The following is a 23,183-nucleotide window of genomic DNA, read 5'->3' as shown; positions in this document are numbered from 1 at the left end:
GGCTCTACCACTGCGCGGAATAATTTCGCGGTTGCAGGGAGGTTATTCGACTAGAAAACGGTCAACTCGGGTGAATGGCCGGTTTACGGCGGTACAACTCGACCAGATCGGCTTTATTTCAGGCCGGAGCGTCGATTGAGACTTCCGGGATTCACTCCATATTTCGCCCGGAACGCTTCCGAGAAATAACTGGGATTGGAATAGCCTATCGCAAGCGAGGTTTCGTTGACATTCAGCTCGCCTTGCTGCAGCAGCAGCAGAGCTTTCTCCAGCCGTTTTTCCCGCAAGTATCCGTATACGGTCGTTCCGTACATTTCATTAAATCCGATTTTTAACTTAAAGTCGTTCAAGCCGACCATTCTCGACAGCTGGACCAAGGACGGCGGATCGGCCATTCGTTCCATGATGATGTCGCGCGCCTGCCTAATTTTCGGCGTATCTCTTGCTGATAGCTTCAAAGGCTTCTCGCCGATCAGGAACGACTGAAACGAAGACAACAGAAGCTCCAGCGCGCAGCACTCCACCTCAAGCTTCCTTGTACCGGGTGTCTGCAACGCTTGACGCAATCGGTTCAGGACGATGGTTGCCGCGGGATCGATCGCCTCCTGAAAAAGTCGAAAAGGCTTACGGCCAAGTAGCGAGAAAAAATCGACTTTCCTCGTTCCGGACAGGTCTTCCATGAAGTGATGGAAGGACGCAACGGGGAGCCCGATTGCCAACATCAAATAAGACTGATTGCCGCCGAACTCGAATCGCGTCTTCGCTTCCCGGATCAGCTGCAGCGAACACATGTCCGGAACAAACTCGTACTGCCTATTCTCAATGCGAACCTGTCTTGAGCCTTGCAATCCGTAATGAATTTCCACCATAGGCGTCTTGGTCTCTATCGGCAACGTAAAGTCTCTAGTAAATCTGAGTTCGGACAGCACGACTTCGAGATCTGGGCGAGGAATGAATCTCCGGATCCCCCCTCCTCCAATCTGTGGACCAAGGGTCATATGCTCGGGCCCGTTCCCGCTTTGCGGGGGCAATCCGAGTCCGTCGAAAAAGAGATGAAAATTATGATGAAAATTTGAGCTCTGCATAGGTAACCTCGATGTATTTTAGCTATTTGATAATGATTATCATTTTTATCTTATCATATTTCCGCCTCTCTGTTCGCAGCGCAAAAAGAGCGACCCGCAGTGGTGCGTCGGCCGCTCTTTTTGTTTCTTAACCAGCTTAGCGATGAGCCAGAATGTTGACGAGCTTGTTAAATGGATCGCGCACGTAGAACCGACGCACGCCCCATGGTTCGTCGGCCGGCCCGTACTCGATCGGAAAACCGGCTCTCCGCATTCGTTCTAACGCCTCGTCCACGTCATCGACCTCGATCGACAGATCGGGCGTCTCCGTCTGCGATCCGCCCTCTGACGCAAAGCTGATCTGCACAGTCATGTTCTCTTCCGAGCCGTACGTCGCGATCCAGCCATGATCCATCAGCAATTCCAAACCAAGCGCTTCTTCATAGAAGCTTCGCGCCGCCTCTATCCGCTGCGTGTTAATATTTGCTACGATTCGTTTAACCTTCATTGTTGCTGCTCTACCTCCGTTTCTCGCGATATTCCGAAGGAATCTCGCCCGTATACTTCTGAAAAACCTTCGTAAAATAGCGCCGATTCACGTAACCGACGGCCGCTCCGATTTCGGTGATGCTCTTGTCGCTGGTAAGCAACATGGACTGGGCCGTTTCGATTCGCTGCTTCGACAAATATTCGATGAAGGTTTCCCCGTAATGCTGCTTGAACAGCAAGCTGAAATAGCTGCAGCTGATCTCCAAATGGCCCGAGATCTCCTCAACTCCAAAGCAAGAGCCTAGATTGCGGGAAATATAGTCCTGTGCCGCCTGCATCAGCACTTCGCTGTTCTTTTTCTTCAGTGCCGAGTTAATGCTGCTCTCGATGAGCTCTTGAATAAGCGCAATAATGCCCTGAACGCCCAGCTTCCTATCCATCCTTTTCCATACTGCTTCCTCTTGATGGATCGTGATCATATATATTTCCCGCATCTCCCGCAGCAGGTGCAGGACGACGAAATGCAAGATCTGTTCGGCAGGCATGAACGCTTGCTCCGAGACGGCGGCCAGCTGTGCGGTCAATTTATGAAAGGCGTCTTCCGTTGCCGTTTTATCCAACATCTTGAGTCCCACGATCATCTTCTCAATCGAATTCCACAAGGAGTCGTTCTGATTGGCTACAGGATTATAGATGAGCAGCGCTTCTTCTTCCTTGCCGGGACTGAGCTGGAGCGTATGCTGCAGCTTCTTGTACACCCGCGAAAGCTCGCTTACAGCCACAGAGTTCGGATAAACCACGATGCTGACCTTTAGATGAAGATGGTTGCTCACTTCGGTTTGCATCGATTCGGTCCATTTTCTCGCCTCGACGATGTCAATTCCGGGCTTGCGTTTGTCCTGCTCGATGATCGCGCACCATTCGCCTTCGCGCAGCTGCAGGACGACATATTTTAAGCCGTAAGCGGCCAGCGCGTCCTGGAGCACGTTGCGAATGGCGAAGTTCCACAGCTTGCGCTCCTGTTCGTTCCAGCTTAACGATTTCTGTGAATAATTGTCCGAATCGATAAGCATGAAGGTATACGCATACTCTTCTAAGTCGAGCGCCTCTTCCAATAGCTGATACTTGGTGTTCACCGCCGTGTAATCCATGATGAGATCATATAAAATTTTCTCGTAAGCGAGCGTGACCACTTTGCCCCATTGTTTCTTTTGCATCATTTGCTCAAGTTTTTTGGCGCGGATTTTCAGAGCGATTTTTTCCGTCTGCTTGATCAGCTCTTTGTAGTTAACGGGTTTGATAATGTAGTCGCTGACGCCGAACTTTAACAAGGAACGCGCATATTCGAAATCCTGGTACCCGGTGATGACCATCACTTCGGCATAGGCGTTAAACTCGCGAAGGTGCTCAAGGAAGGTGATCCCGTCCATCATCGGCATACGAATGTCGCTAAAAACAATATCCGGACTTAGCTGCCTTGCGATGTCCAAAGCTTGCTGTCCATTTTTCGCCAGACGAATCTGGTTGATCCCCATCGATTCCCAAGGAATGATATTTTTCAAGTTGCGCAAAATATTCGGTTCATCATCCACCAGCAGCGCGGTTAAATGCACCCCACTCACCCCTATATTTAGGAATCACACATTTAATGGTCGTCCCGGAATCGGGATGGCTGCAAATATAGACGCCGTAATCTTTGCCGTAGCCGATGCGAATGCGATCCGCCACGTTACCCAACCCCAGCCCCCTTCTTTCTCCGCGGATCGCGTCGCGGCTGTCGAAGGAGCGGTCGGTTTCCAGGCTGTAGTGAAACCGGGCAAGCTGTTCGTTCGATAGGCCGATCCCGTTGTCCGCGATGTAGAAAGCGATACCGTCTCGTTCCTCCTCCGCGTAAATGCGAATCAAGCCGATATACTCTATTCCCTCGAAGCCGTGCTGAATGCAGTTTTCGACGAACGGCTGCAGCGTCAGCTTCTGAATGGAGTATTCCAAGAGATGCTCAGGGACGTCGATCTCATACCGGAAGCTGTCCTCGAAACGGAATTCCTGAATTTCCAAATAGCTCTGCAAGTGCTCCAGTTCGTCTCTGATTCGAATTTCCTCTTTGTCGTACATGCTAATCCGCAGCATATTTCCAAGCTGATACACCATTTGACTGATTTTGTCGCCCTGATTCTGAACGGCAAGAACGTTGATCGACTCCAGCGTGTTGAACAGAAAATGCGGCTTGATTTGCGCCTGAAGCAGCATAAGCTCCGCTTTGTTTTTACGATTCTGCTGCAGCTTGACCTCTTCGAGCAAATCCGTAATGCGCCCGACCAGACTGTTGAAGCCGCGTGCCAGAATCGTCGTCTCATCCTTGCCTTTCACGTGAACGCGAGTGCTCAACTCCCCGCGCTCAACGCGCTTCATCGAGTTGACGACCCGCAGCAGGAAATGAATGATTCGATTGACGAACACAAAATTGAAAATCAAAGCGAGACTGAGAATTAAGCTTAACAAGGCCGCAATCCAGATCATTATCGTCTGCATTTGTCCCGCCACATACCGCCAAGGCGTAATGGAGACAAGAATCCAATCGCTTGCTCCCAAATCCTTAAGCTGCAACGGATAGAAACTCACCATATTCTTCTCGTCCTGGAAGATGACCGATTCGCTGGAAAACGGCCGATTCAGCTCCACTTGTTCGGAGATTTCGGTAAGAAATTGATGGCCGAGCAACTCCTGATTGCGATTGTCGAAAATAACAAGGCCGTTCTTGTTCATGATCATTAATCGATGGTTTTGCAGCCGATTAGGGGTATCCAACTGAAAGGTATTTTCCAATTCCTTCAATTGCAGCTGGGCAATCGAGATTCCGATTTCCTCCGTACTGTACAGCTCGCGAATGACCCGAATTTGATAAAAGTAGTTGTCGTTCAGTTGCAGCTCTTGGTGCTCCTTGGGTCCGATCCATTTCGGAATGCCGTTGAGCTCTTTCACTTCCTGGAAAACGGAGCTGCCCATTAATTGTTCATAAGAGATAAACGTGCTGCTGCTATTCGTCGCGGTAGCTACAATGCCCGACTTCGCATACAGCGCCGCCGATACGATCGGAGAATAGGAAAGCAGGCTGCTGCGTATTTCCGACTCGTAATCCGGCATTTTTTTGCCATTGTCACGATACGTGTTCAGCTCTTTGAATACCCGACTAATTTCGGGCTTCATAATCGAGTAATAATCGGAGAAATAGTTCGCCTCGCTGATGATATTGCGAATATTTCTCGCGACCGATTTCATCGTTAGCTCTGTTTGCTCATTAAATTTGGATTCGATTAAGTTTTGCGACAGCGTATAACTGATCCAGCCTAAAATTAATAAAGGAAATATGATGAGAATTAAAAATGCGACGAGTATCTTCTTGTATAGGCTCATTCACCATACTCCCCCGTGACTATCCTTTAACGCTGCCGGCCATTACCCCTTCGATAATTTTCTTCTGAAGCACGCTGTAGATCAGAATAATCGGCGTAATGCTAATCATGACGGACGAGCATAACGCGCCGTAATTCGTATTGTATTTGTTAAAGAAGGAGACGACCGCCACCGGCAGCGTACGTAAATTATCGTTGGACAAAAACAGGTTGGCAAGCACGTATTCGTTCCAGTTCCCTAAATAATTCAGGATGAATACGGTTACAAGCGTAGGAAGCGTCAGCGGCAAAATAATTCTGCCCAGCAGCCCGTAAACGGACAGCCCCTCCATCACTCCCGCCTCTTCCAGCTCCTTTGGGACCGATTTCAGAAAAGCGGAAATGACGAATACCGTGAGCGGTATTCCGAACGTCGTGTACGGAATAATCAAGCCTAACGGCGTATTGTAGATGCCCAGCCAGTTCACCATTCGATAGAGTGGAATCAACAAAGACGGCGAAGGAATCAGTAGGGATAACAAGAGTATAGCATAGACATACTTGCTAAGAAATGGATACTTCATGCGCGTGATCGCATATGCGATACAGATGGACAGCCCCAATGTCGCGAGTGTAGATACGATACTGATAAATAAACTGTTGGAGAAGTAGATTCCGATTTTGCTATTGGATAGTGAGTAGGTGTAGTTGTTAAGCGTAAACGGCTCAGGCAGCCCCCATGGATCGCTATCGATCTGTAGATTCTTTTTGAATGAAGTGTTTAGCAGGAAAAATAGCGGATACAAAACGATAAAAACATAAGCGAACAGAAACAGATGAGGGATTCCTTTGCTCAGCTTGACGTTCATCTTATTGCTCTACCTCCTCTGTCCGTTTCGCGATCTGCTGAAAAATGAGCGTGACTAATACGGTAAATACGAAAATGATAATGGAAATGGCACTGGCGTAGCCAAATTCGTTAAACTTGTAAGCTTGTTTGTATAAATAGGTTCCCATAACCTCGGAGCTTCCGAACGGTTCCCCATACGTCATAATCAAGACGATGTCGAGCGCATTCATCGCGCCGGTAATCGAGAGCAGCAAAATGACCAGAATAACGGGCCGAATCATCGGAATGGTAATGTACCAGGACTTCTTGAAGCCGACAGCTCCGTCCATTTCGGCCGATTCGAGCAGTTCGCGCGGCACGGCGAAAATCGCAGACAGCAAAAGCACGATATAAAATCCGAACCACTGCCACGAGTTGGTGATCAAAATCGCCAGAAACGCCGTTCCTTCCTCACCAAGCCAGGCATGCGTCCAGCTTTCCAAACCGACCGCGCGGAGAAGCTGGTTGATCAATCCGACGTCCGGATGATAGATGAACTGCCATAACGTCCCGATCACGGCCGTCGAAAGAATGCTGGGCAGAAATACGGTCGTCTTGTAGAAATTCAAAAACTTCCTGACGCCGCTAATGACAATCGAGATGAAGATGATAATCGGCACCTGCACGAAGGAGGAGAACAATACAAACGTAATGTTATTCTTAAATGCGATCCAAAACCGCTCGTCCGAAAACGCCGTTCTGAAATTGTCCAAGCCGTTAAAGGTTGCTTCGTTAATGCCATTCCAGCTTGTAAAAGAGTTCCTCAAGGAACTGAACAGCGGCAAAATGTAAATGGCAATATACATAATAAGCGCGGGCAGTATGAACAGGGCATAAGCCAGCGGGTTTCTGAGTACTTTGTTCATAAAGTTTACCTCCATCTAGGTGAAAATCGGGCACCCGCGAATGCGAGGTGCCCGACCTCTTCTCCGGTCAGCTTTATTTTTCCGCGTTAGCTTCGTCCTGTACCTTTTGCATTTTCTCCGCTGCCTTCTCCGGAGTCGTTTTGCCGCCGATCAGCTCTTGCATCGTCGTTTCCAGCGTCACTTTAACTTTCGGCTGAACGATGGAATCGAATGCCGGGAATATGCCTTTCGCGTCCTTGGAGACGGATAGAACCTCGTTAATAACGCCCGTCGTGCCGCTCGTATCCGCGATTTTCATGGCTGGGAAATCGTTGGAGGTCAACAAGGCTTCTTTTTGCAACGCTTCCGTGTAAAATTGTTTGATGAACTCTTTAACTCCCTTTAACTCGTCCTCGTTCACATGACTGGAAAATCCGTAGCCGTTAGAGAATCCGCCGTTGATGTAGCCGTCGCCCGGTCCGCCCACTTGCGGGAAGTTAAAGAACCCGACATTTCCGGCAATCTTGGATTTCTCCGCATCCTCGAAAGCGTTGATGGCCCAGCTGCCGTCCATGAGCATCGCGGCTCCGCCTTGGTAAAACTTCGCTTGTCCCTCTGCGTATTTCAACGCCAATGCGCTCGAATCGAGATAGCCCTTCGTTTTCAGATCTTCAAGCTTCTTGAAGGCGTTCACGACCGCGGCGTCCGTCCATTTGTGCGAGCCTTTGACGAAGCCTTCTTGAACTTCCATGCCCGCTTCGCGCACGAACAGCGAGTTGGCGATCATGTTCACGACCCATCCGTCCGGTCCGCCCGTACCCGCCGCAACCGGCACCATACCCTTCGCTTTCAAAGCTTCGCACACCGCCATGAATTCATCCCACGTCGTCGGTGGCGTAACGCCCGCATCGGCGAACATCGTTTTGTTATAGAAAACGCCTTCGATATAGCCGGATCTTGGAAGTCCGTATACTTTTCCGTCAATCGTAAACTCGCCCAGATCAAGGAACTTATCCGACAAGCCCAATTCGGCGAGAATCGGGGTCAAATCCAGCAAGTGGCCGGCTTTGGAGTAATTTTGCGTATCGGCTCCACCGAAGAGATCGAAGATTTTCGGCGGGTTGCCGGCAGCCATCTCGGCTTTCAGCTTCGTATCGCGGTTAACCGTATCCTCTACTCCGTCCAGCTCAAACTTCAGTCCGGGAATCGCCGTTTCCGCCGCTTTGACCGCTTTGAGCAGAATATCCTGCGTAGCCTTGGACGTATCCCTTACGTTCGTATGACGGAGGGACAATTTTACATCCTTGCCTTTCGAATCGCCCGACCCTGAACCCTTGTCTGAGCCACAGCCTGCCGCAACTGCCGTCATCGCCATAATCGCAGCGAGTGATAGCGCTTTAACATTCTTCATCAGATAACCTCCCATGGAAATTTTTATCTACAAGCTCATTATACGGAGGAATGAAATTGGCTCATAGACATCCATTTCACGTATATGGGGGCTAAATTTCTCTTATTTGGGCCATCGGGGGATGATTCATCGGATCCGCTGTCTCATCGATATAACCGCCACACGTGCTTAATGGTCACTCTCTTCTCGATTTGCGCATCTTATATTCACTAACCGCTTCTATTAATAATTCCTCGGTGAAATCAGGCCATAAGGTTGCCTTGATCTTGGTTGATTTATACGGTTTTTCCTACAAACGTTCGTCGTTGGAGCTTGAACCGAGCTGCTTTGTACGATTCTTCGAACAAAAGTCCATCGTTTAAGCCTGATTCGAGCCGCGTTGTACGATTTTCCGACTAACTTCCCAGCGTAAACTCATGTGTGCAATAGATCCGCCATAAAATCTCATTATCCAATAAATAGGAACCTTTGCGGATCATGAGTAGCCATAAAACTGCCACAGCTAAAAATTGCTAAGCCTATGCTTTCCGCTTGTTCTAATAATAAGATCCGGAGCTGGTTATCCCTTAGTGTATAAATAACTCTCAAATAACTCCAAAGTAATCGTGTTCGGATCAATTCTTCTAAAATAGACATTGTTGAATTCCTTCAATGAGAATTCTACATCAATTACAAAAGAGGATTGGCCAAGTCAATTGTCATCACCGAAATCCCTTTCAAATTGATTCTCTTGATTTTGCTTATAGGCCTTTCCGTGTTTGTCAATCCATTCAACAAGCTCGGTTGCTTATCGACCTAAAACGATCGCGGCAGCAGCTCTGATACTTGAAAAAAATGGAATTTTATTCAAATTGGTAATTCCCCCTAGTAATCGAACGGAACACCCATCTCAATTAATTTGTTCCTTTGTTTCACCCAACCATCGGAGATAGAACTAGATTTTTATTTGCTACATTCGGAGCCTGCCCACCGTGTTATATTGAGCCATTTTCCTGCGTTTGACATCCTAATAAATAATAGATCCGAATATTATGCAACCCATATATACATAAAAAGGAAGTGCGACTAATGCTATTATTAAAACCAAAAATGTAAACCAAATAGAACGTATCTTTAACTTTGTTTGAACCAAAAAAGATATTTTCAAGTCTGAAAACCTGGAATATCTCACTGTTTTGATAAAAACAGATAACCAATAAATAGTAATAAAAAGATGTAGAACTCTCCATAGAAGGGGAGCATTCCATAAAGCAATAAAAGGGGAAAGGATGTAAGTCAATATAAATAGGAATGGAATTACTGCATAAATTGTTGCTTTACGATAATTCTTCAGATAAAGATGACCTAATCCAGGGTAGATGAGAGATAGACAACCTGAAATTTGGGTTACATACAATTAACTCTCCCCCTTCTCTTATTATTCTCCGAGAATCCTTTTTCTAATGATGAAAGTTCAATTGCTGTATTCATGCCCAACTCCTAGCCACTTACATTTTATAATTTCTAGCTCAACCTTACTTGTATAAGTAATATAAAGTTCCCGTTTAGGTTCTGTCTTATGAATTAATTTGTATTCATTTAAAGCGTCTTTGCTTTTATCATATTTATTAATACGCTATTCGATCAACCATTCTTCTGCCATTGTCAGAATGCGCTTCAATTGTTTCGAAAAGTACCCCTTGATCCGCAAAATGACTCCTTAAAGTTTCCCAATTCACGACTCCCCCCACCGCAAAATCCCTGATATTTCAAATAATACTTAATCCCGGCCCGATCGACATCCGAAAAATCCAACGGGTTCCTACTAAACCGTTCATTTTGTATCTACTCTCGTTTCAAGGATCAACGATTCAAAAAGCTCAATCCTTCCTCCCGGAAGTTCGAACTTAATATTCATTGCAGACGTTATCCGAATTACGATTTGTCAGGCTCTTCTAATTTGACAAATTCGATTTTGTTCGGAAGAGTGTCTATGCTCATAGAACGATAGGCATCCGCGATGTCCGGTACATTGTTTAATGTCAGTTTTATGCCTTGTTGTACCCTAGGATCTAATTCCTCAATTTCTAATATCTCGCTGGATTTCACAATATGAATTCCTGTGTTTTTCTTAAGGTCTCTATTCTTTTCAGTAAGTTTCCCTAAACGCATATTTCTGTCTTTACTAGAAGAAATGATATTAAACTCAAATTCAATATTATTGTCGTTACCATGCGGTGCAGCTGTAAGCAGTTCGCCGACAAACCATTCCTGATCTTGGGTAACGACTCTTATGTATTGTCCAATATAAGGATTAAGATTCATTATCTCTGCCTCCTGAATTCCTACTCACAGCAAACCCTTTAGGAAAGTATGGGAAAAGCGTGCAAAAAGCTCTTTCCTTTTGTTTTTATCCGCCTTAAAGGTGAATAGTATGAGGCCCGTTACTGTGGCTGCCGCAATTTGGCTCGTTGTTTCGATATCCTCAAGATTCCACTCGCCCGCTTCATTCCCGGCTTTAAATATTTCGTAATATTGGTTAATATAGCGCTGGTCCAATTCATCAATTTTCTCTTGAACGAGCTTAGACTCATGGTCTTTGGAATAAAACTCGATCATGGCCATTTGCAGCGGATAGTAGAAATCGGTTATTGCCGAAAGTTCGTTGAAACGGTGAAACTTTTCCGTGTTGTTCGAACATTTCTTTTCTTCGTCTCTCCATACTTGCAGCCATCCATCTTCTTCTCTATTAAGAATCTCCAGGAATAAGTTCTCTTTCGTCTCAAAGTGATAATATAGCGTGCCTTTACTGCTGCCCGAACGTTTAACAATGTCTGCAGTCGTCGTGGCGTTATATCCATTTTTAACAAATAGATCTCTCGCCACCTCCAGCATACGTTCTCTCACTTTTCCACCTCCTGCTCTTTCGCATTTATCGCAAGTATACTACAAGTTTATTAGGGGTTCATAGTGAGTAACAATACTGGAAATATGTAAATTCTTATGTTAGAATTCCAATAGACCGTACGGTCGGTCTATAATCCAGACAAAATGCAAGCTTCGTCTGACCATGAGCAACTTAGATAAAAAGGAGAGAAACTATGCTTAAATCATCATTCGCTATTTCGGCGGAAAACATGACGCCCAAACAACGCTGGACGGCATTAACCGTGCTATCCGTTAGTTTGCTCGTAGTTATGATGGATATGACGATTTTGATTATGGCCCTGCCCGACCTGGTGAAGGACCTAGGCACGACATCGGTTCAGCAGCTGTGGATTGTCGATATTTATTCGCTGATTTTGGCGGGCATGCTTATTCCCATGAGTGCTCTAGCCGATCGGTGGGGACGAAAAAAGGTTTTGTTAACCGGTTTTGCCCTATTCGGTCTGATTTCTATGCTGGTCACTATGGTTGATAGCTCCGAACAGGTTATCGCACTTCGCGCAGTTCTTGGAGCCGCCGGAGCCATGATCATGCCGACTACGCTTTCGATGATTCGAACCATTTTCCAGGATCCCAAAGAACGGGCAACAGCGCTTGCCGTATGGTCCGCCGTTTCGGCGGCCGGTGCGATCATCGGACCCATCGTCGGAGGCGCGCTGCTCGAATACTTTTCTTGGCAATCCACGTTTTTAATTAATGTGCCGTTTGCATTGTTAGCTGTGCTCGCCGGAGTGTTCCTACTGCCCGAAGCACGCAATGCAAATACGGCGCGCTGGGATATATTCGCTACCGGATTATCAATGGCGGGTATGGTTGCGTTGGTTTGGAGCATTAAGGAGTTGGCTAAGGAGGGATTGAATGACGTCGCTTCTTGGATGGTTTTCGCTTTCGCTATCCTCATGCTCGTAGGGTTTGTGATCCGCTGCCTCAGGAGTTCCGATCCGTTGCTTGACGTTCGGCTTTTCCAAAATAACGCGTTCACGGCAGGAACGATCGCAACGCTGATCTCCATGTTTGCTATGAATGCCCTGTTGCTATTGGTCGTTCAGTGGCTTCAGGTTGTCGAGGGACTTTCGCCGTTTAAGGCTGGCGTTTATCTGCTTCCCATGGCTCTTGGCTCGTTGTTCATTGCTCCGCTTGCTCCGATGCTAGCGGCTCGAATCGGCGCCCGAACGGTTCTTGCCGGAGGATTGGCGATTGCAGGAGTCGGATTCCTGATTATGTTTTTCTTCGGACACCCGCTCGGCTACCCGGCATTAGCAGCATCTTTGCTTTTGATCGGCGCCGGTTCGAGTTCACTAGCCATTGCTTCGGCAATTATCATGTTAAGCGCACCCCAAGAAAAATCCGGCAATGCTGCTGCCATTGAGGAATCCATGTACGATCTCGGAGGCGTATTGGGCATCGCTATTTTAGGCAGCATAGCTGCGCAGCTTTATCGTAATCACTTGAACATCGAGACATTTATTAACCAAGGCATTGCAGGACCATTGGCGGAATTGGCCAAGGAATCGGTGGTAGGCGCGCTTGAGGTTTCGGCTCAGCTTGGCGTTGCCGAGCTTGCTGCAGCAGCTGTATCCGCCTTCAATGACTCCCTGGCGATGGCCGGTTTGATCGGCGGCATCATTATGATGGCTGTAGCTGTCGTAGTGTACGTGCTAGTGCCCAGAACTCTTGATATTACAAAATCTCAGTCTCACTGAGCATTCAATGTTAATATCTTTTTGTAAATCTGCCAATCATTTATCAATAGTTTAAGAAGGAGGGAAGCGCCCTGCGGCGACTTCTCCTCCTTTTGCGATCTTCTCGAACTACCGGTCCAGTCACTTATTGGTCATATACTTGATTACCGGATGCGAGATGAGATTTCGGTCTCTGTACGTTGCTGTTATGACATCCTGATATTTGCTTAATATTCCATTCTGCAAAATCACGGTGTTGAATCCTCTTTCACGAGCTCCGTTATAGGTAAACAAGACGCAATGTTCTGCAGCGTTGCCGGCAATGATTAAAACTTCAACTCCGCGATCTCTTAAAATCTGTTCAAGCTCGGTCTTCCAAAAGGAATTTGAATACTCTTTAGTCAGAATCAAATCCGTATCCTTGATTTGAATTTCCGATATCGTATCGAATTCCCCTCTGTTCGCTTCTGTGATTCCTTCAATATCTTGTACGTGTATGACGGGATGGTCGTTAGAGCGAAGCAGATCCGCTACATAATTGATATGTTCGCATGCATTATTTATCATTTGCGCTTCTACGCCCTGCAAGTGAACAGCTTGCATATCAATCACCAGAAAACCGATTTTCATCTTAGCCGCTCCCTTAGTCATGAAGTTACTTTTTCCAGGCTAAGGTCATTGTACCATAAGAGATAATGCGCTTCCTATGCCGCTACGTGATAAGTTTAGCCGTCTATCGTAACGCAATTCATCTCCATCAGCTCTCCGACTTTGGCGAACAATGAGCCGTTATGCCCGATCGACATCGCACAATGATGTGTCGGCGCTTCCGCGAACCACTTGGCCATATAGTCGTCCGGATGCATCTTAAACTTCACCGGCGTCTGCGTGTTGCCGATGCGCATGATCGGACCGTCGGTCGATTCCGCTTCGCTGATGATCAGCTTTAGCTTCCCGTCCCCGGTCTGCGTAACGTTCAGCGTTGTAATCGGTCCCGTTTTCACCTTCGCCTCGACGGATACGCCCGTACCTTGCTTGCCGTGATAGAGCCCCATGCCCCTAAGCACCGGTTTGCCCGCAGAAATAGCAATATGGAACGGCCCGTCATGCCCCAGCAATATCGTCCCATCGACGTAATCCGTAACGACGACTTCGCAAAAGCTGCCTCCAGTACCGAGAATGTCGCATATTTTCATCGCGAGCGCCGTCTTCAGATCGCCTTCGCCCGAGCAAGGGATGCCCCGAGCCGTGAGCAAGGAATGTCCGACGATAAAGCCGCCCTGCAGCTTCTCGTATTCCCCGCCGGGCGCGCCATGGTAATAATAGCTGAGCGCGTCCAAATCGTACTCGCGAACGAGCCTTTCTTGCGCTGCGGCCACTCTGCACGACCATTCGAGCTGCTCATCGGTGGGCTTGCGCGCGATCGGGTCTGACGGGGAGTCCCCGCTAATCTGGAACATATCGCGAACCTCTTCGAGCTTCTGCTTGACCTCCTGAGGGGTCACGCCCTTCATCATCCGGTCAAGATCGCACATTTCCACAACTTCGACGTGCAGTCCGGTCTGCGCTTGAATCATCGTAAAATCGCTATACATATCCAGCATGCCGCTGTACGTGTTGCCAAGGAAACCGAATCGGCTCGTTTTTAGCGTGCGAGGTACGGAAGCGGCACGAATCCATTCTTCGATTTCCCGCCATGCCCGGATCGCTTCCGGTCTGTCGTTCGTCTTCTCGTTCGTCAAAGAAATCGCCGGGGTGTAGTCCAATCCCAGCAGGCCGTTCAAGACTCGGAACGGCATTCGGGCGCGATTGAACACGTTCGCGAATTCCGGCACCGGGCACGCGCCGCAGTGGGCAAGCCATTCTCCCGTTGTTGTCCGCTCATAATCAATCCGTTCGGTCGGCTGCAGGTTAAGAAACACAACCGGCGTTTTGCACGCCTGATGGACCGGGAGCACCGTTGAGCTCGTCGAATAAGTCGCCGCATGACAGAACACCAAGTCGACGTTGTTCGCGTTCAGCCACTCGCCCGCTTTCCGACCTTCCGCCTCCGTATCGACGAGACCGTAATTGAACACCTCCGCCCATTGCGCCATTTTTTTCTCGATAAAAACGCCGTATTCGATCAGCCGTTCTCTTAGACCCGGAAACTGCTCCCAATAGGCTTGAAGCCCAACGCTGTATAATCCGATCCTTGCTTTGCGAGCAGGCTTAATCGGGGTATGCATCGTCATTTTACCACCTCGTCGATTGTATGGATTAGGAATGCTATACTTCGATTGTAATTACTTTTCATGTCGAAGGCATCCAACAATCTTGGTAGAAAATCATAGATTCTTGCACAACGAGTAAAGAGGACTGTCCCATAAGCCAACCAAGTTGCTCTGAAAGATAATCATGCAACCCTGCTTATGAGACAGCCCCCTACTTTCGGGATTGCTGCTATTCAACATTTCTATGCAACTTAAATCCCTGCGAAATACTCCCTGACTTCCAGCCAGTTGTTCACCCGAACGAACCCGGTTTCATGCACGTTGTGCGAAGCGGTGTACAGAAGACCCTGCCCCTTGAAGCGCTTGAAGTGACGGCTGTTGTCGTCGATCAAATAATCGGCGTCGATGATGCTTTTGTCGCCGCAAAATACGAAGTTCATTTCGTTCAGGAACGGGAAATGCTCTTTGAGCCAGTTGTACTTGGCGGCGAAGGAGGCGGGAACCTCCATAGCGGCCGTTGTAATGAAGATTTCGTAACGCTCGCTCAGCTCGCGAACGACTTCCTGGCTGTTCGGCATAACGGGCAAATCCCCGAAAAACGAAGGATCGTCCAAGCACTTCCGAAGATGGCTCTCCAGTTCCGGGTTCAGCTGTCTGAGATGCATTCCATGCAGCCGTTCGTGTGTGACATTGTCGTTAAAGTCCCTATTGTAATGAAGCAGATACTTCGCGATGAAGTCCGCCATCACTTCGTCCATATCGATTGCAATTCTTTTCATTGAAAGGCCTCCGCTATATATCTGTAGGAGCGCACTCGCTTCTCAAAATCGTGAATGTGCGAGACGATCATCAATTCGTCTAGATGCAGGCGGTCCGCGTAACGCTTGAGCGCTTCTTTTACTTGTCCGGGCGTGCCGATAAAACGGCGAGTCCGCATCTGGTCGAGCATTTGCTGCTCGGCAAGCGAATAAGGGTAGTCCGAAGCCGTCTTAACGGAAGGCATGGAGCGAAGCTCCTGTCCCGCAAACAACTTAAGGAAGAACAGCTCGTTGCTCCGCGCAAGCTGCCGCGCTTCCTCTTCCGTGTCGGCGCACACCGCCATGACAGCGGCCAGCGCCTTAGGCTGAGCGCAGTAGGACGAGGGCTGAAAATACGAATTGTAGTGCTGAAGCGGCTCGTCTCCGGCAGCGCCGAAAAACTGAGCAAACGCATACGGCGTGCCGAGCTGCGCCGCGATTTTGGCGGTGCCGTCGCTGGAGCCGAGCAGCCACAGCTCGGGCATGCCCTCCGTCTCCGGGAACGCCCGCAGCCCGGAAAACCGGTGATTGGCCGGATTGTCGTCCCGCAAATAGTGGTACAGATCGACGATCTGCTGCGGATACGGGTCAACTTCGTACCTTTTGTGCTCCTGGAGCGCTCTAGTTGCGATCGGCGTTCCTCCGGGAGCGCGCCCCAAGCCCATATCGATCCGGCCCGGATACAAAGCCTCCAGCAGTCTGAAGTTCTCCGCCACCTTGTAGGCGCTGTAGTGCGGCAGCATAATGCCGCCCGAGCCAATCCGAATCGTCTTCGTATGCGATGCGATGTGCGCCATCAGAATTTCCGGGCTCGAAGAGGCCAACGCCGCGCTTCCGTGATGCTCGGACACCCAGAAGCGATAATATCCGAGCTTCTCCGTCTCCCTCGCCAGCGCTACCGTCTCGTCCAACGCATCCCTCACGGATCTGCCTTCATTCACGTGAGAATGTTCGAGTACGCTAAGTTTCATGATGTTTCGAAGCCTCCATGCTTCTATGTTGGACATCCAACCTAAGCGGCCCCGCCATCCTTGGCAGAGAACCTCTAGGCGTATTGTATACATCCCGGATGAGAAATTGTAAGCCAATCAAGTTAATTATCGAACATAATGGTTAAAGGGGGTATGTACCTCCATCCAGGAGATACATACCCCTACTATTATCGATAATCCGGATTCGCTCTGTTATGGGACAGCTCCCTTAAGCAACCGTTAGCGCTTGTTAAAAATATCGGTCAGTACGGGAACGATCTGCGATTTGCGGGAAACGACGCCCTTCAAAAATGCGCGATTGTTCTCGATCTTGACGCTATAAGCCTCTTCAACCGCGTCAGCCGCTTTGCCGAGGGCAAGGCCAACGGAATCGTTGTTCAGAATGTCGGTGACAACGAACAAGAACAGGTCGAGCCCCTTCTCGTTGATGATGCCTGTCAGCGCGTCCTCCAGCTCGGCTTGCTTGGACAGAACGTCGTTAACGTCAACCGCGTTCACTTGGGCGATTTCGACTTTTGCTTGGCCCATCTGGAATTCTTTGGCATCCAGAGAAATAAGCTGTGAGATTGTCTTGTCGCTCAGATCGGCTCCGGCTTTCAGCATATCAAGGCCGTAGCTGTCCGCGTCTACGCCGGCAATCGCGGCCAATTCCTTGGCAGCGGCAACGTCCTGCGCGGTGCAGGTCGGGGATTTGAACAACAAGGAATCGGAGATGATTGCAGACAGCATCAGGCCGGCAATGTTGGCGGGAACGGTTTTGCCGTTCTCCTTGTACAGCTTGAGCAGAATCGTCGCGGTGCAGCCTACCGGCTCTGCGCGGTAGTAAAGAGGAGCGCTCGTCTCGAAATTGGCGATCCGGTGGTGGTCGATGACCTCAAGCACCGTCACTTGATCGATGTCGGCGGCGCTTTGCTGACGTTCGTTATGGTCGACGAGAATAACGCCTTTGGCTTCGCCCGCAACCGTCTCAACAAGCCGCGGCGCTTCAAAGCCGAATTTGTCCAGCGCATACTGGGTTTCCCCGCTGACGGCGCCCAGACGAACCGCTTCGACCTCTTCGCCGAGCTGAGTTTTCAAATCCGCATAAGCAATGGCAGAACAAATCGTATCCGTATCCGGATTTTTGTGACCGAAAATCAATACTTTGCTCATTTTCTTGCTCCTCATCTATGATATTGGCGAGAAAAGTATACCGCAAAAGCAGCATCGGAATCAAGATAAACCCCGCTCTATTCCGATAGAATTACCTTTCATTGCTTTAATATAACCGCAACATATCGTAAGCCGCGGGGATCCGTTTTATGGTACAACTAAATTACTTGAATTTTTAGAGTCAGGAGAACCGCCTATGAACCAAATAAATGGCCCGATTCGCATCCCCGTTCCCGCCGAATTCGACTTTTCCGTTAATCTCGATTACTTGTCCCGCTCTCCCGACGAGAGCTTGTATCGCATCCGCGACGGCAGGCTGTACAAGGCGATTCCCGCCGGCTCTCGAGCCGTTTTCTTCGAGGTCGACGCGGAGCCCGGCTGCCTGCTTCTTCGTCCGCTGGACGAGGAGCCGTGGAACGACGAAATCGCGCAAGAGGTCGTCGCCTATACGAGAGAATGGTTTGATCTCGACAACGATCTTTCCGCTTTTTACGCGATGTCGAGCCGCGATCCGATTTTGCGCGACGTCGTCCCCAGGCTTTACGGCCTGCGCAACATGGGCATTCCCGACCTGTTCGAGGCCCTCTGCTGGGGCATTATCGGGCAGCAGATCAATTTGGCATTCGCATACACGCTCAAGCGTCGGTTCGTCGAGACATTCGGGCGGCAGGTGAGGCGCGGGGACGTCGACTGCTGGTTGTTTCCGGAGCCTCGGGATATTGCCGAACTGAACGTCAATGATATTACGGAGTTAAAAATGACAACAAAGAAAGCAGAGTATCTGATCGGCGTCGCGCGTCTCATAGCCAGCGGAGAGCTCGGCAGAGCCATACTGCTGGAAAGCGATATCCGCTCCGCGGAAAAAAGATTGGTCGCGATTCGCGGGATCGGTCCTTGGACGGCCAACTATGTGCTGATGAGATGCTTGCGCTACCCGTCCGCTTTTCCGATTGACGACGTCGGCCTGCACAATGCAATCAAATCGGTACTGCAGATGGAACAAAAGCCGACCGTCGCCCGGATTAAAGAGCTGGCGGTCGGCTGGCAGGGCTGGGAAGCCTATACGACGTTCTATTTATGGCGAGTGCTCTACTAATGCGGCACGACGTCGGCTGCCCGGCGCCGGCTTACAGCTCCGACAAGTAGCTGCCGTAGCCTTCTTCCTCCATCCGCTCCTTCGGAATAAAACGCAAGGAAGCGGAGTTGATGCAGTAGCGATGTCCGCCCGGCATCGGTCCGTCGTCGAACAGATGGCCGAGATGAGAATCGGCTTCCCGGCTGCGCACCTCGATGCGGTACATGCCGTGGGTAAAGTCCTGACGTTCCTGAATGCTGCCTCCGTGCAGCGGCCTGGAGAAGCTCGGCCAGCCGCAGCCTGCGTCAAACTGATCGCGAGAGCTAAACAGCGGCTCCCCGGACACGATGTCGACGTAAATCCCCTGCTCCGCATTGTTGTAGTACTCGTTGCGAAACGGCGGCTCGGTTGCACTGTTCTGGGTCACCTCGAACTGCATTGGCGTAAGCCGTTGACGCAATTCCTTGTGCAGCTCCTCCTTATCCTTCGCCGTATTCCAGTGCTGCTCAAGAAACGCGTCGCGGCCCGATCCGTGGCGATAGTACTTGTATCTGAGCGGATTCTTCGTATGGTAATCCTGATGGTACTCCTCCGCTGCATAGAATTCGACCGCCGGTTCGATGGAGACCGCGATCGGCTTGTCGAAGCGCCCGCTGCGCCGCAGCTCCTCTTTGGACGCTTCGGCCTCCTCCCGCTGCTGCTCGTCGTGATAGAAAATTGCCGGACGGTAGGACGAGCCCCGGTCGTGAAACTGCCCTTCCGCATCGGTCGGATCGACCGAACGCCAATAGATGTCGAGAAGTTTACGATACGGGAACAGGCCCGGGTCGAATGTAATTTGCACCGCCTCAGTATGTCCGGTCGTCTCGGAGCATACTTCTTCATAGGTGGGATTGGCGACATGCCCGCCTGTATAACCGGATACGATGCCGTGAATACCCGGCAGCTCCTCGAACGGCGTCACCATGCACCAGAAGCACCCGCCGGCGAAAGTCGCTTTATGGAGCTGCGATTGCGCGTTATTTTCCATGTTGATACTCCTCCCGTTCCTTCTGTCGCTTAGGTTCTGTCTCTATTGTAATCAATATCGATGCGCGATTCCAATCCTTCCGCCTGAGGTGTAATTCTCTCGCCGATTCGCTCGATTTCGGATATGATTAACGTATAAGAACAACCCCTAGATGGAAAAAACTTCTCTAAAGGAGGAGGCAAGGCGGATGGGCATGAACATCATGGAATGGCGGTGCAAGGATCAGACTCGTATGCACGCATACGAGTGGAGTCCGGATACTACTAACGGCAGCCCCCGGGCGGTCGTCGGTCTCGTCCACGGCATGGGCGAACATATGGGCCGCTACGCTCATCTGGCGGAAATGCTGAACGAAGAAGGCTACGCCGTGCTGGGATTCGATCAGAGAGGTCACGGGAAGACGGAGGGTAAGCGCGGCCACGCGCCGACCTACGAAGCCCTGCTGGAGGGCGTCGATCTGCTGCTGGACGAGGCGCAGCGGAAATATCCGGCATTGCCGATCTTTCTGTACGGTCACAGCATGGGCGGCAATGTCACGCTTAATTATTTGCTGCGGCGGCAGCCGGCCATTCGCGGAGCAGTCGTGACGGGACCGTGGCTGAAGCTGGCGTTTAAGCCGCCTTCGCTGCAAGCGATCGTGGGCAAAGTCGTCGAGCGGGTATATCCGTCCTACACGAATAACCGCCCGATGGTCGCGGAGCATCTGACCAGCGATCCGGCGATGATCGAACGGTACGTGAACGATCCGCTCGGACACGGGCAGATTACGGCGCGCTTCTTCTTCGGCGTGCAGAAGGCCGGACTGTGGGCGCTCAACCACGCCTACATGCTGCAGGTTCCGCTGCTGCTCATGCACGGCGGCGACGACAAGGTCACCTCGCTCCAAGCGAGCAAAGCGTTCGCAAGTCAAGCCGGCAGGAGCGTCGATTGGCGGGAATGGCCGGATTTCAAGCACGAGCTGCACAACGAGTCGCGACGCGAGGACGTGTTCACCGTCATTCGCCAATGGCTGGCTCGACAATTGGGCGGATGACACAGAAGAGGCTGCATCGGGATCTTAATCGATCTCGTGCAGCCTCTTACTTCTTACTGTTGATAATATTGTTGCAGAAGCGGAATGAGTCCAAGCGGATTTCTTCGCAAATCTTTGGCGCTGAAGAAAATGTCTCCTTGCACCTCGACGACGTTCTTATTGTAGATCAACTGGTTGATAATCTCTTGAGCGGTGCTCCAGCCGGCTTCTTTCGTACCCAACTTGTAAGGCGCGTGTCCTATCAGCAATTTGACGTTCGTCCCTCTCACTTCGTTCGCCCACCAGTTGACCAATTTGTCGTAGCGAGCAACTTCGAACGATAAGCTCCAATAGATCTGCGGAGCGACGTAATCGATCCAGCCCTGCTGAATCCACGTGCGAACGTCGGCGTACATGCTGTCGTACGTCGTAACGCCGGCTTTCGTATCCGATCCGGTCGGGTCGTCGGCAATGTTGCGCCAGACGCCGAACGGGCTGATTCCGTAGCTTAGCTGCGGCTTCACCAGATGGATCGATTCGCCCAGTTCCTTGACGAACCGGTTAATGTTATCGCGCCGCCAGTCGGCTTTGGCGCTAAGCAAGTCCGTATTGTAGGCCGCATACGTCGCATCGTCGGGGAACGAGCCGGACGGGTAGAAGTAATCGTCCAGATGAACGCCGTCGATATCGTAGCCTCGTACGACTTCCATAATCGCATCGATAATATGCTGCCTCGCCTCGGGGATGCCCGGATTGATGTAATACTTCTTATTAAATAGGACGACCCACTCGGGATGGGTTATCGCGATATGGTTCGCAGCCAATCCCTCCTTCTTCTCGTCGACCGTCGCGCGGAACGGATTGAACCACGCATGGAATTCCATGCCCCGCTTGTGCGTCTCCTCGATCATGAAGGCCAGCGGATCATAGCCAGGATCGGTTCCCTGCTTGCCCGACAAATATCGCGACCACGGAACAAGCGCGGAAGGATAGAAGCTGTCTGCAGACGGACGCACCTGCACGAATGCGGCGTTCAGCCCCATTGCCTGCAAATCGTCCAACAGCTTTATGTAATCCTGCTTCTGCTGCTCCGGTTTCCCGTAAGATTTGTCCGTTGGCCAGTCCAGATTGTACACCGTCGATACCCAGGCGCCTCTCAGAGTTTCGCTATTGCCGGAGCCGGGACCAGGACCGGGGCCGGGGCCGACCTCTCCGCCTTCCTGAGACTGGAGCAAAATCGTCCGCGTAGCCTGCTGCCAAGTTACGAGCAGTTGCAGCTGCGTGCCGACGAACCGAAGCGGCACCATAACGCGTCCGCTCACCACTTGAACGGTCGTCTCCAGGTCCGTACGTTGACCGTTAACGAGCGCGAACTTCTGGCCCATCGTCATGTCTAGGACAAGACCTTCGTGCCGAATCGTCGCCGTTTTCGTCGCTTGCGACCAACTGACGTTTGCTCCCCAGCTTTTGCTGATAACGCTCAGCGGCACCATCGTCACGTTCGTCTTCGCCGTGATGAACGGCGGAACGTCCGTCACGATCTTCTTCCCATCCAGGTAAATGCCGATCTGCGGCGGCGCTTCCGCGGAAGCAGAGTGCCCCGCGATCGGGACGAGAAGGAACAAGCACAGCAAAAACAAGGCATAGCGGCGATTACGAAAAAGCATGAATCCATCCTCCGGTAAAATTTACTCATGTCGTATAGAACATTGTATCCTATTAGACGCGTTCGAAAGGATAGAGTTGCTAGTGAAGGAAAAGAATTGGCCGCTAGAGCGGAAAACATGACAAAGAGGCCGTCACATAAGCGACTCATAAGCGACTTATGAGCACCCTTGCTTTAAGGGCAAACTCGTTACAACGAGATCTCACGATTTCCAAAGGCAAACGCCTGGCTCCTCCAGGAGATACATCCCACTGTTGCCAGGTTAGGCGAACTATGAGCGACCGCAGCCATTGGGTGAGCATTAAGGCACTTTTTTGGCCTCCGCCCCCGGGCTCGGGTCAGGTGGAGGCACTTTTTTGGCCTCCATTCTCCGGGTCGGGTCGGGTCAAGGCACTTTTTTGCACTAGTCATGCATCAAACCTAACATGAAAAAAACGATCTCCATAATTACCTGTATAAGGAATATTATGATTGTTTTCTCGTAGCCAAACGCATTAAAGCTCCTTTATTGTAGAAATGACGCGTTATCCATCATTTCTCCAAAAAAGG

Annotated in this window: 19 protein-coding genes and 1 pseudogene; 3 read left to right on the top strand and 17 right to left on the bottom strand. The window is 50.2% G+C overall.

What is annotated here, in order from left to right:
* Nucleotides 1–113 precede the first annotated feature (113 nt).
* From DFP98_RS23495 to DFP98_RS23450, 10 genes and pseudogenes are all read right to left on the bottom strand, one after another.
* Nucleotides 114–1,085, bottom strand: coding sequence for a helix-turn-helix transcriptional regulator (locus tag DFP98_RS23495; protein WP_116063060.1), 972 nt, complete (start codon nucleotides 1,083–1,085; stop codon nucleotides 114–116).
* Nucleotides 1,086–1,221: 136 nt separating this feature from the next.
* Nucleotides 1,222–1,572, bottom strand: coding sequence for a VOC family protein (locus DFP98_RS23490; RefSeq protein ID WP_116063059.1), 351 nt, complete (start codon nucleotides 1,570–1,572; stop codon nucleotides 1,222–1,224).
* Between the two features lie 10 nt (nucleotides 1,573–1,582).
* A complete protein-coding gene (locus tag DFP98_RS23485; RefSeq protein ID WP_116063058.1) occupies nucleotides 1,583–3,166 on the bottom strand; it encodes a response regulator in 1,584 nt (527 codons plus the stop codon).
* A complete protein-coding gene (locus tag DFP98_RS23480) occupies nucleotides 3,138–4,967 on the bottom strand; it encodes a cache domain-containing sensor histidine kinase (protein WP_116063057.1) in 1,830 nt (609 codons plus the stop codon). Before DFP98_RS23480 ends, DFP98_RS23485 begins: the two co-directional genes overlap by 29 nt.
* Nucleotides 4,968–4,986: 19 nt before the next feature.
* Nucleotides 4,987–5,814 (bottom strand): carbohydrate ABC transporter permease, encoded by an 828-nt coding sequence (locus DFP98_RS23475; protein ID WP_116063056.1) that lies wholly within the window; start codon nucleotides 5,812–5,814, stop codon nucleotides 4,987–4,989.
* Between the two features lies 1 nt (nucleotide 5,815).
* Complete coding sequence (locus DFP98_RS23470) at nucleotides 5,816–6,700, bottom strand: carbohydrate ABC transporter permease (protein WP_116063055.1); 885 nt, start codon at nucleotides 6,698–6,700, stop codon at nucleotides 5,816–5,818.
* A 73-nt stretch (nucleotides 6,701–6,773) separates the two neighbouring features.
* Nucleotides 6,774–8,090, bottom strand: coding sequence for an extracellular solute-binding protein (locus DFP98_RS23465; protein WP_116063054.1), 1,317 nt, complete (start codon nucleotides 8,088–8,090; stop codon nucleotides 6,774–6,776).
* Nucleotides 8,091–8,592: 502 nt separating this feature from the next.
* Nucleotides 8,593–8,649, bottom strand: a pseudogene (locus DFP98_RS39830) (undecaprenyl diphosphate synthase family protein); the annotation flags it as partial.
* 1,355 nt (nucleotides 8,650–10,004) lie between these two features.
* On the bottom strand, nucleotides 10,005–10,394 hold the full coding sequence (locus DFP98_RS23455; protein ID WP_116063053.1) for an LSm family protein: 390 nt from the start codon (nucleotides 10,392–10,394) through the stop codon (nucleotides 10,005–10,007).
* Nucleotides 10,395–10,418: 24 nt separating this feature from the next.
* A complete protein-coding gene (locus DFP98_RS23450) occupies nucleotides 10,419–10,976 on the bottom strand; it encodes a TetR/AcrR family transcriptional regulator (RefSeq protein ID WP_116063052.1) in 558 nt (185 codons plus the stop codon).
* 194 nt (nucleotides 10,977–11,170) lie between these two features.
* Here DFP98_RS23450 and DFP98_RS23445 point away from each other — a divergent pair, with 194 nt between their 5' ends.
* Nucleotides 11,171–12,718: an MFS transporter gene (locus DFP98_RS23445; protein ID WP_246016666.1), complete on the top strand. Its 1,548-nt coding sequence runs from the start codon at nucleotides 11,171–11,173 to the stop codon at nucleotides 12,716–12,718.
* Nucleotides 12,719–12,838: 120 nt separating this feature from the next.
* On the opposite strand, the gene DFP98_RS23440 is transcribed toward DFP98_RS23445, so the two are convergent.
* The 5 genes from DFP98_RS23440 to DFP98_RS23420 all read right to left on the bottom strand — a co-directional run bounded on the left by DFP98_RS23440 (nucleotide 12,839) and on the right by DFP98_RS23420 (nucleotide 17,851).
* Nucleotides 12,839–13,327 (bottom strand): cysteine hydrolase family protein, encoded by a 489-nt coding sequence (locus DFP98_RS23440; protein WP_116063051.1) that lies wholly within the window; start codon nucleotides 13,325–13,327, stop codon nucleotides 12,839–12,841.
* Nucleotides 13,328–13,422: 95 nt separating this feature from the next.
* Complete coding sequence (locus DFP98_RS39825) at nucleotides 13,423–14,931, bottom strand: L-fucose/L-arabinose isomerase family protein (RefSeq protein WP_116063050.1); 1,509 nt, start codon at nucleotides 14,929–14,931, stop codon at nucleotides 13,423–13,425.
* A gap of 230 nt (nucleotides 14,932–15,161) precedes the next feature.
* Nucleotides 15,162–15,689 (bottom strand): 5' nucleotidase, NT5C type, encoded by a 528-nt coding sequence (locus tag DFP98_RS23430; RefSeq protein WP_116063049.1) that lies wholly within the window; start codon nucleotides 15,687–15,689, stop codon nucleotides 15,162–15,164.
* Nucleotides 15,686–16,681 (bottom strand): LLM class flavin-dependent oxidoreductase, encoded by a 996-nt coding sequence (locus tag DFP98_RS23425; RefSeq protein ID WP_116063172.1) that lies wholly within the window; start codon nucleotides 16,679–16,681, stop codon nucleotides 15,686–15,688. The genes DFP98_RS23430 and DFP98_RS23425 overlap by 4 nt, the downstream gene beginning before the upstream one ends.
* A gap of 237 nt (nucleotides 16,682–16,918) precedes the next feature.
* Nucleotides 16,919–17,851, bottom strand: coding sequence for a manganese-dependent inorganic pyrophosphatase (locus tag DFP98_RS23420; protein ID WP_116063048.1), 933 nt, complete (start codon nucleotides 17,849–17,851; stop codon nucleotides 16,919–16,921).
* Nucleotides 17,852–18,047: 196 nt separating this feature from the next.
* Here DFP98_RS23420 and DFP98_RS23415 point away from each other — a divergent pair, with 196 nt between their 5' ends.
* Nucleotides 18,048–18,947: a DNA-3-methyladenine glycosylase family protein gene (locus DFP98_RS23415; protein ID WP_116063047.1), complete on the top strand. Its 900-nt coding sequence runs from the start codon at nucleotides 18,048–18,050 to the stop codon at nucleotides 18,945–18,947.
* A gap of 31 nt (nucleotides 18,948–18,978) precedes the next feature.
* Here DFP98_RS23415 and msrA read toward each other — a convergent pair whose 3' ends face one another.
* Nucleotides 18,979–19,956: a peptide-methionine (S)-S-oxide reductase MsrA gene (gene msrA / locus DFP98_RS23410; RefSeq protein ID WP_116063046.1), complete on the bottom strand. Its 978-nt coding sequence runs from the start codon at nucleotides 19,954–19,956 to the stop codon at nucleotides 18,979–18,981.
* A 187-nt stretch (nucleotides 19,957–20,143) separates the two neighbouring features.
* Between msrA and DFP98_RS23405 the strand changes: the two genes are divergently transcribed.
* On the top strand, nucleotides 20,144–20,989 hold the full coding sequence (locus tag DFP98_RS23405) for an alpha/beta hydrolase (protein WP_116063045.1): 846 nt from the start codon (nucleotides 20,144–20,146) through the stop codon (nucleotides 20,987–20,989).
* A 53-nt stretch (nucleotides 20,990–21,042) separates the two neighbouring features.
* Here DFP98_RS23405 and DFP98_RS23400 read toward each other — a convergent pair whose 3' ends face one another.
* A complete protein-coding gene (locus tag DFP98_RS23400; RefSeq protein WP_116063044.1) occupies nucleotides 21,043–22,635 on the bottom strand; it encodes a family 10 glycosylhydrolase in 1,593 nt (530 codons plus the stop codon).
* Nucleotides 22,636–23,183: the final 548 nt, after the last annotated feature.

The organism is Cohnella phaseoli (assembly GCF_003386235.1).
Taxonomy (GTDB): Bacteria; Bacillota; Bacilli; order Paenibacillales; family Paenibacillaceae; genus Cohnella; species Cohnella phaseoli.
The sequence above is the reverse complement of the archived record's forward strand: the minus strand, read 5'-3'. Positions and strand labels throughout refer to the sequence as shown.

Coding starts and splice junctions, on each gene's coding strand:
- DFP98_RS23495 (WP_116063060.1), bottom strand. CDS start 1,085: ATGCAGAGCTCAAATTTTCATCATAATTTTCATCTCTTTTTCGACGGA.
- DFP98_RS23490 (WP_116063059.1), bottom strand. CDS start 1,572: ATGAAGGTTAAACGAATCGTAGCAAATATTAACACGCAGCGGATAGAG.
- DFP98_RS23480 (WP_116063057.1), bottom strand. CDS start 4,967: ATGAGCCTATACAAGAAGATACTCGTCGCATTTTTAATTCTCATCATA.
- DFP98_RS23475 (WP_116063056.1), bottom strand. CDS start 5,814: ATGAACGTCAAGCTGAGCAAAGGAATCCCTCATCTGTTTCTGTTCGCT.
- DFP98_RS23470 (WP_116063055.1), bottom strand. CDS start 6,700: ATGAACAAAGTACTCAGAAACCCGCTGGCTTATGCCCTGTTCATACTG.
- DFP98_RS23465 (WP_116063054.1), bottom strand. CDS start 8,090: ATGAAGAATGTTAAAGCGCTATCACTCGCTGCGATTATGGCGATGACG.
- DFP98_RS23455 (WP_116063053.1), bottom strand. CDS start 10,394: ATGAATCTTAATCCTTATATTGGACAATACATAAGAGTCGTTACCCAA.
- DFP98_RS23445 (WP_246016666.1), top strand. CDS start 11,171: ATGCTTAAATCATCATTCGCTATTTCGGCGGAAAACATGACGCCCAAA.
- DFP98_RS23440 (WP_116063051.1), bottom strand. CDS start 13,327: ATGAAAATCGGTTTTCTGGTGATTGATATGCAAGCTGTTCACTTGCAG.
- DFP98_RS39825 (WP_116063050.1), bottom strand. CDS start 14,931: ATGACGATGCATACCCCGATTAAGCCTGCTCGCAAAGCAAGGATCGGA.
- DFP98_RS23430 (WP_116063049.1), bottom strand. CDS start 15,689: ATGAAAAGAATTGCAATCGATATGGACGAAGTGATGGCGGACTTCATC.
- DFP98_RS23420 (WP_116063048.1), bottom strand. CDS start 17,851: ATGAGCAAAGTATTGATTTTCGGTCACAAAAATCCGGATACGGATACG.
- DFP98_RS23415 (WP_116063047.1), top strand. CDS start 18,048: ATGAACCAAATAAATGGCCCGATTCGCATCCCCGTTCCCGCCGAATTC.
- msrA (WP_116063046.1), bottom strand. CDS start 19,956: ATGGAAAATAACGCGCAATCGCAGCTCCATAAAGCGACTTTCGCCGGC.
- DFP98_RS23405 (WP_116063045.1), top strand. CDS start 20,144: ATGGGCATGAACATCATGGAATGGCGGTGCAAGGATCAGACTCGTATG.
- DFP98_RS23400 (WP_116063044.1), bottom strand. CDS start 22,635: ATGCTTTTTCGTAATCGCCGCTATGCCTTGTTTTTGCTGTGCTTGTTC.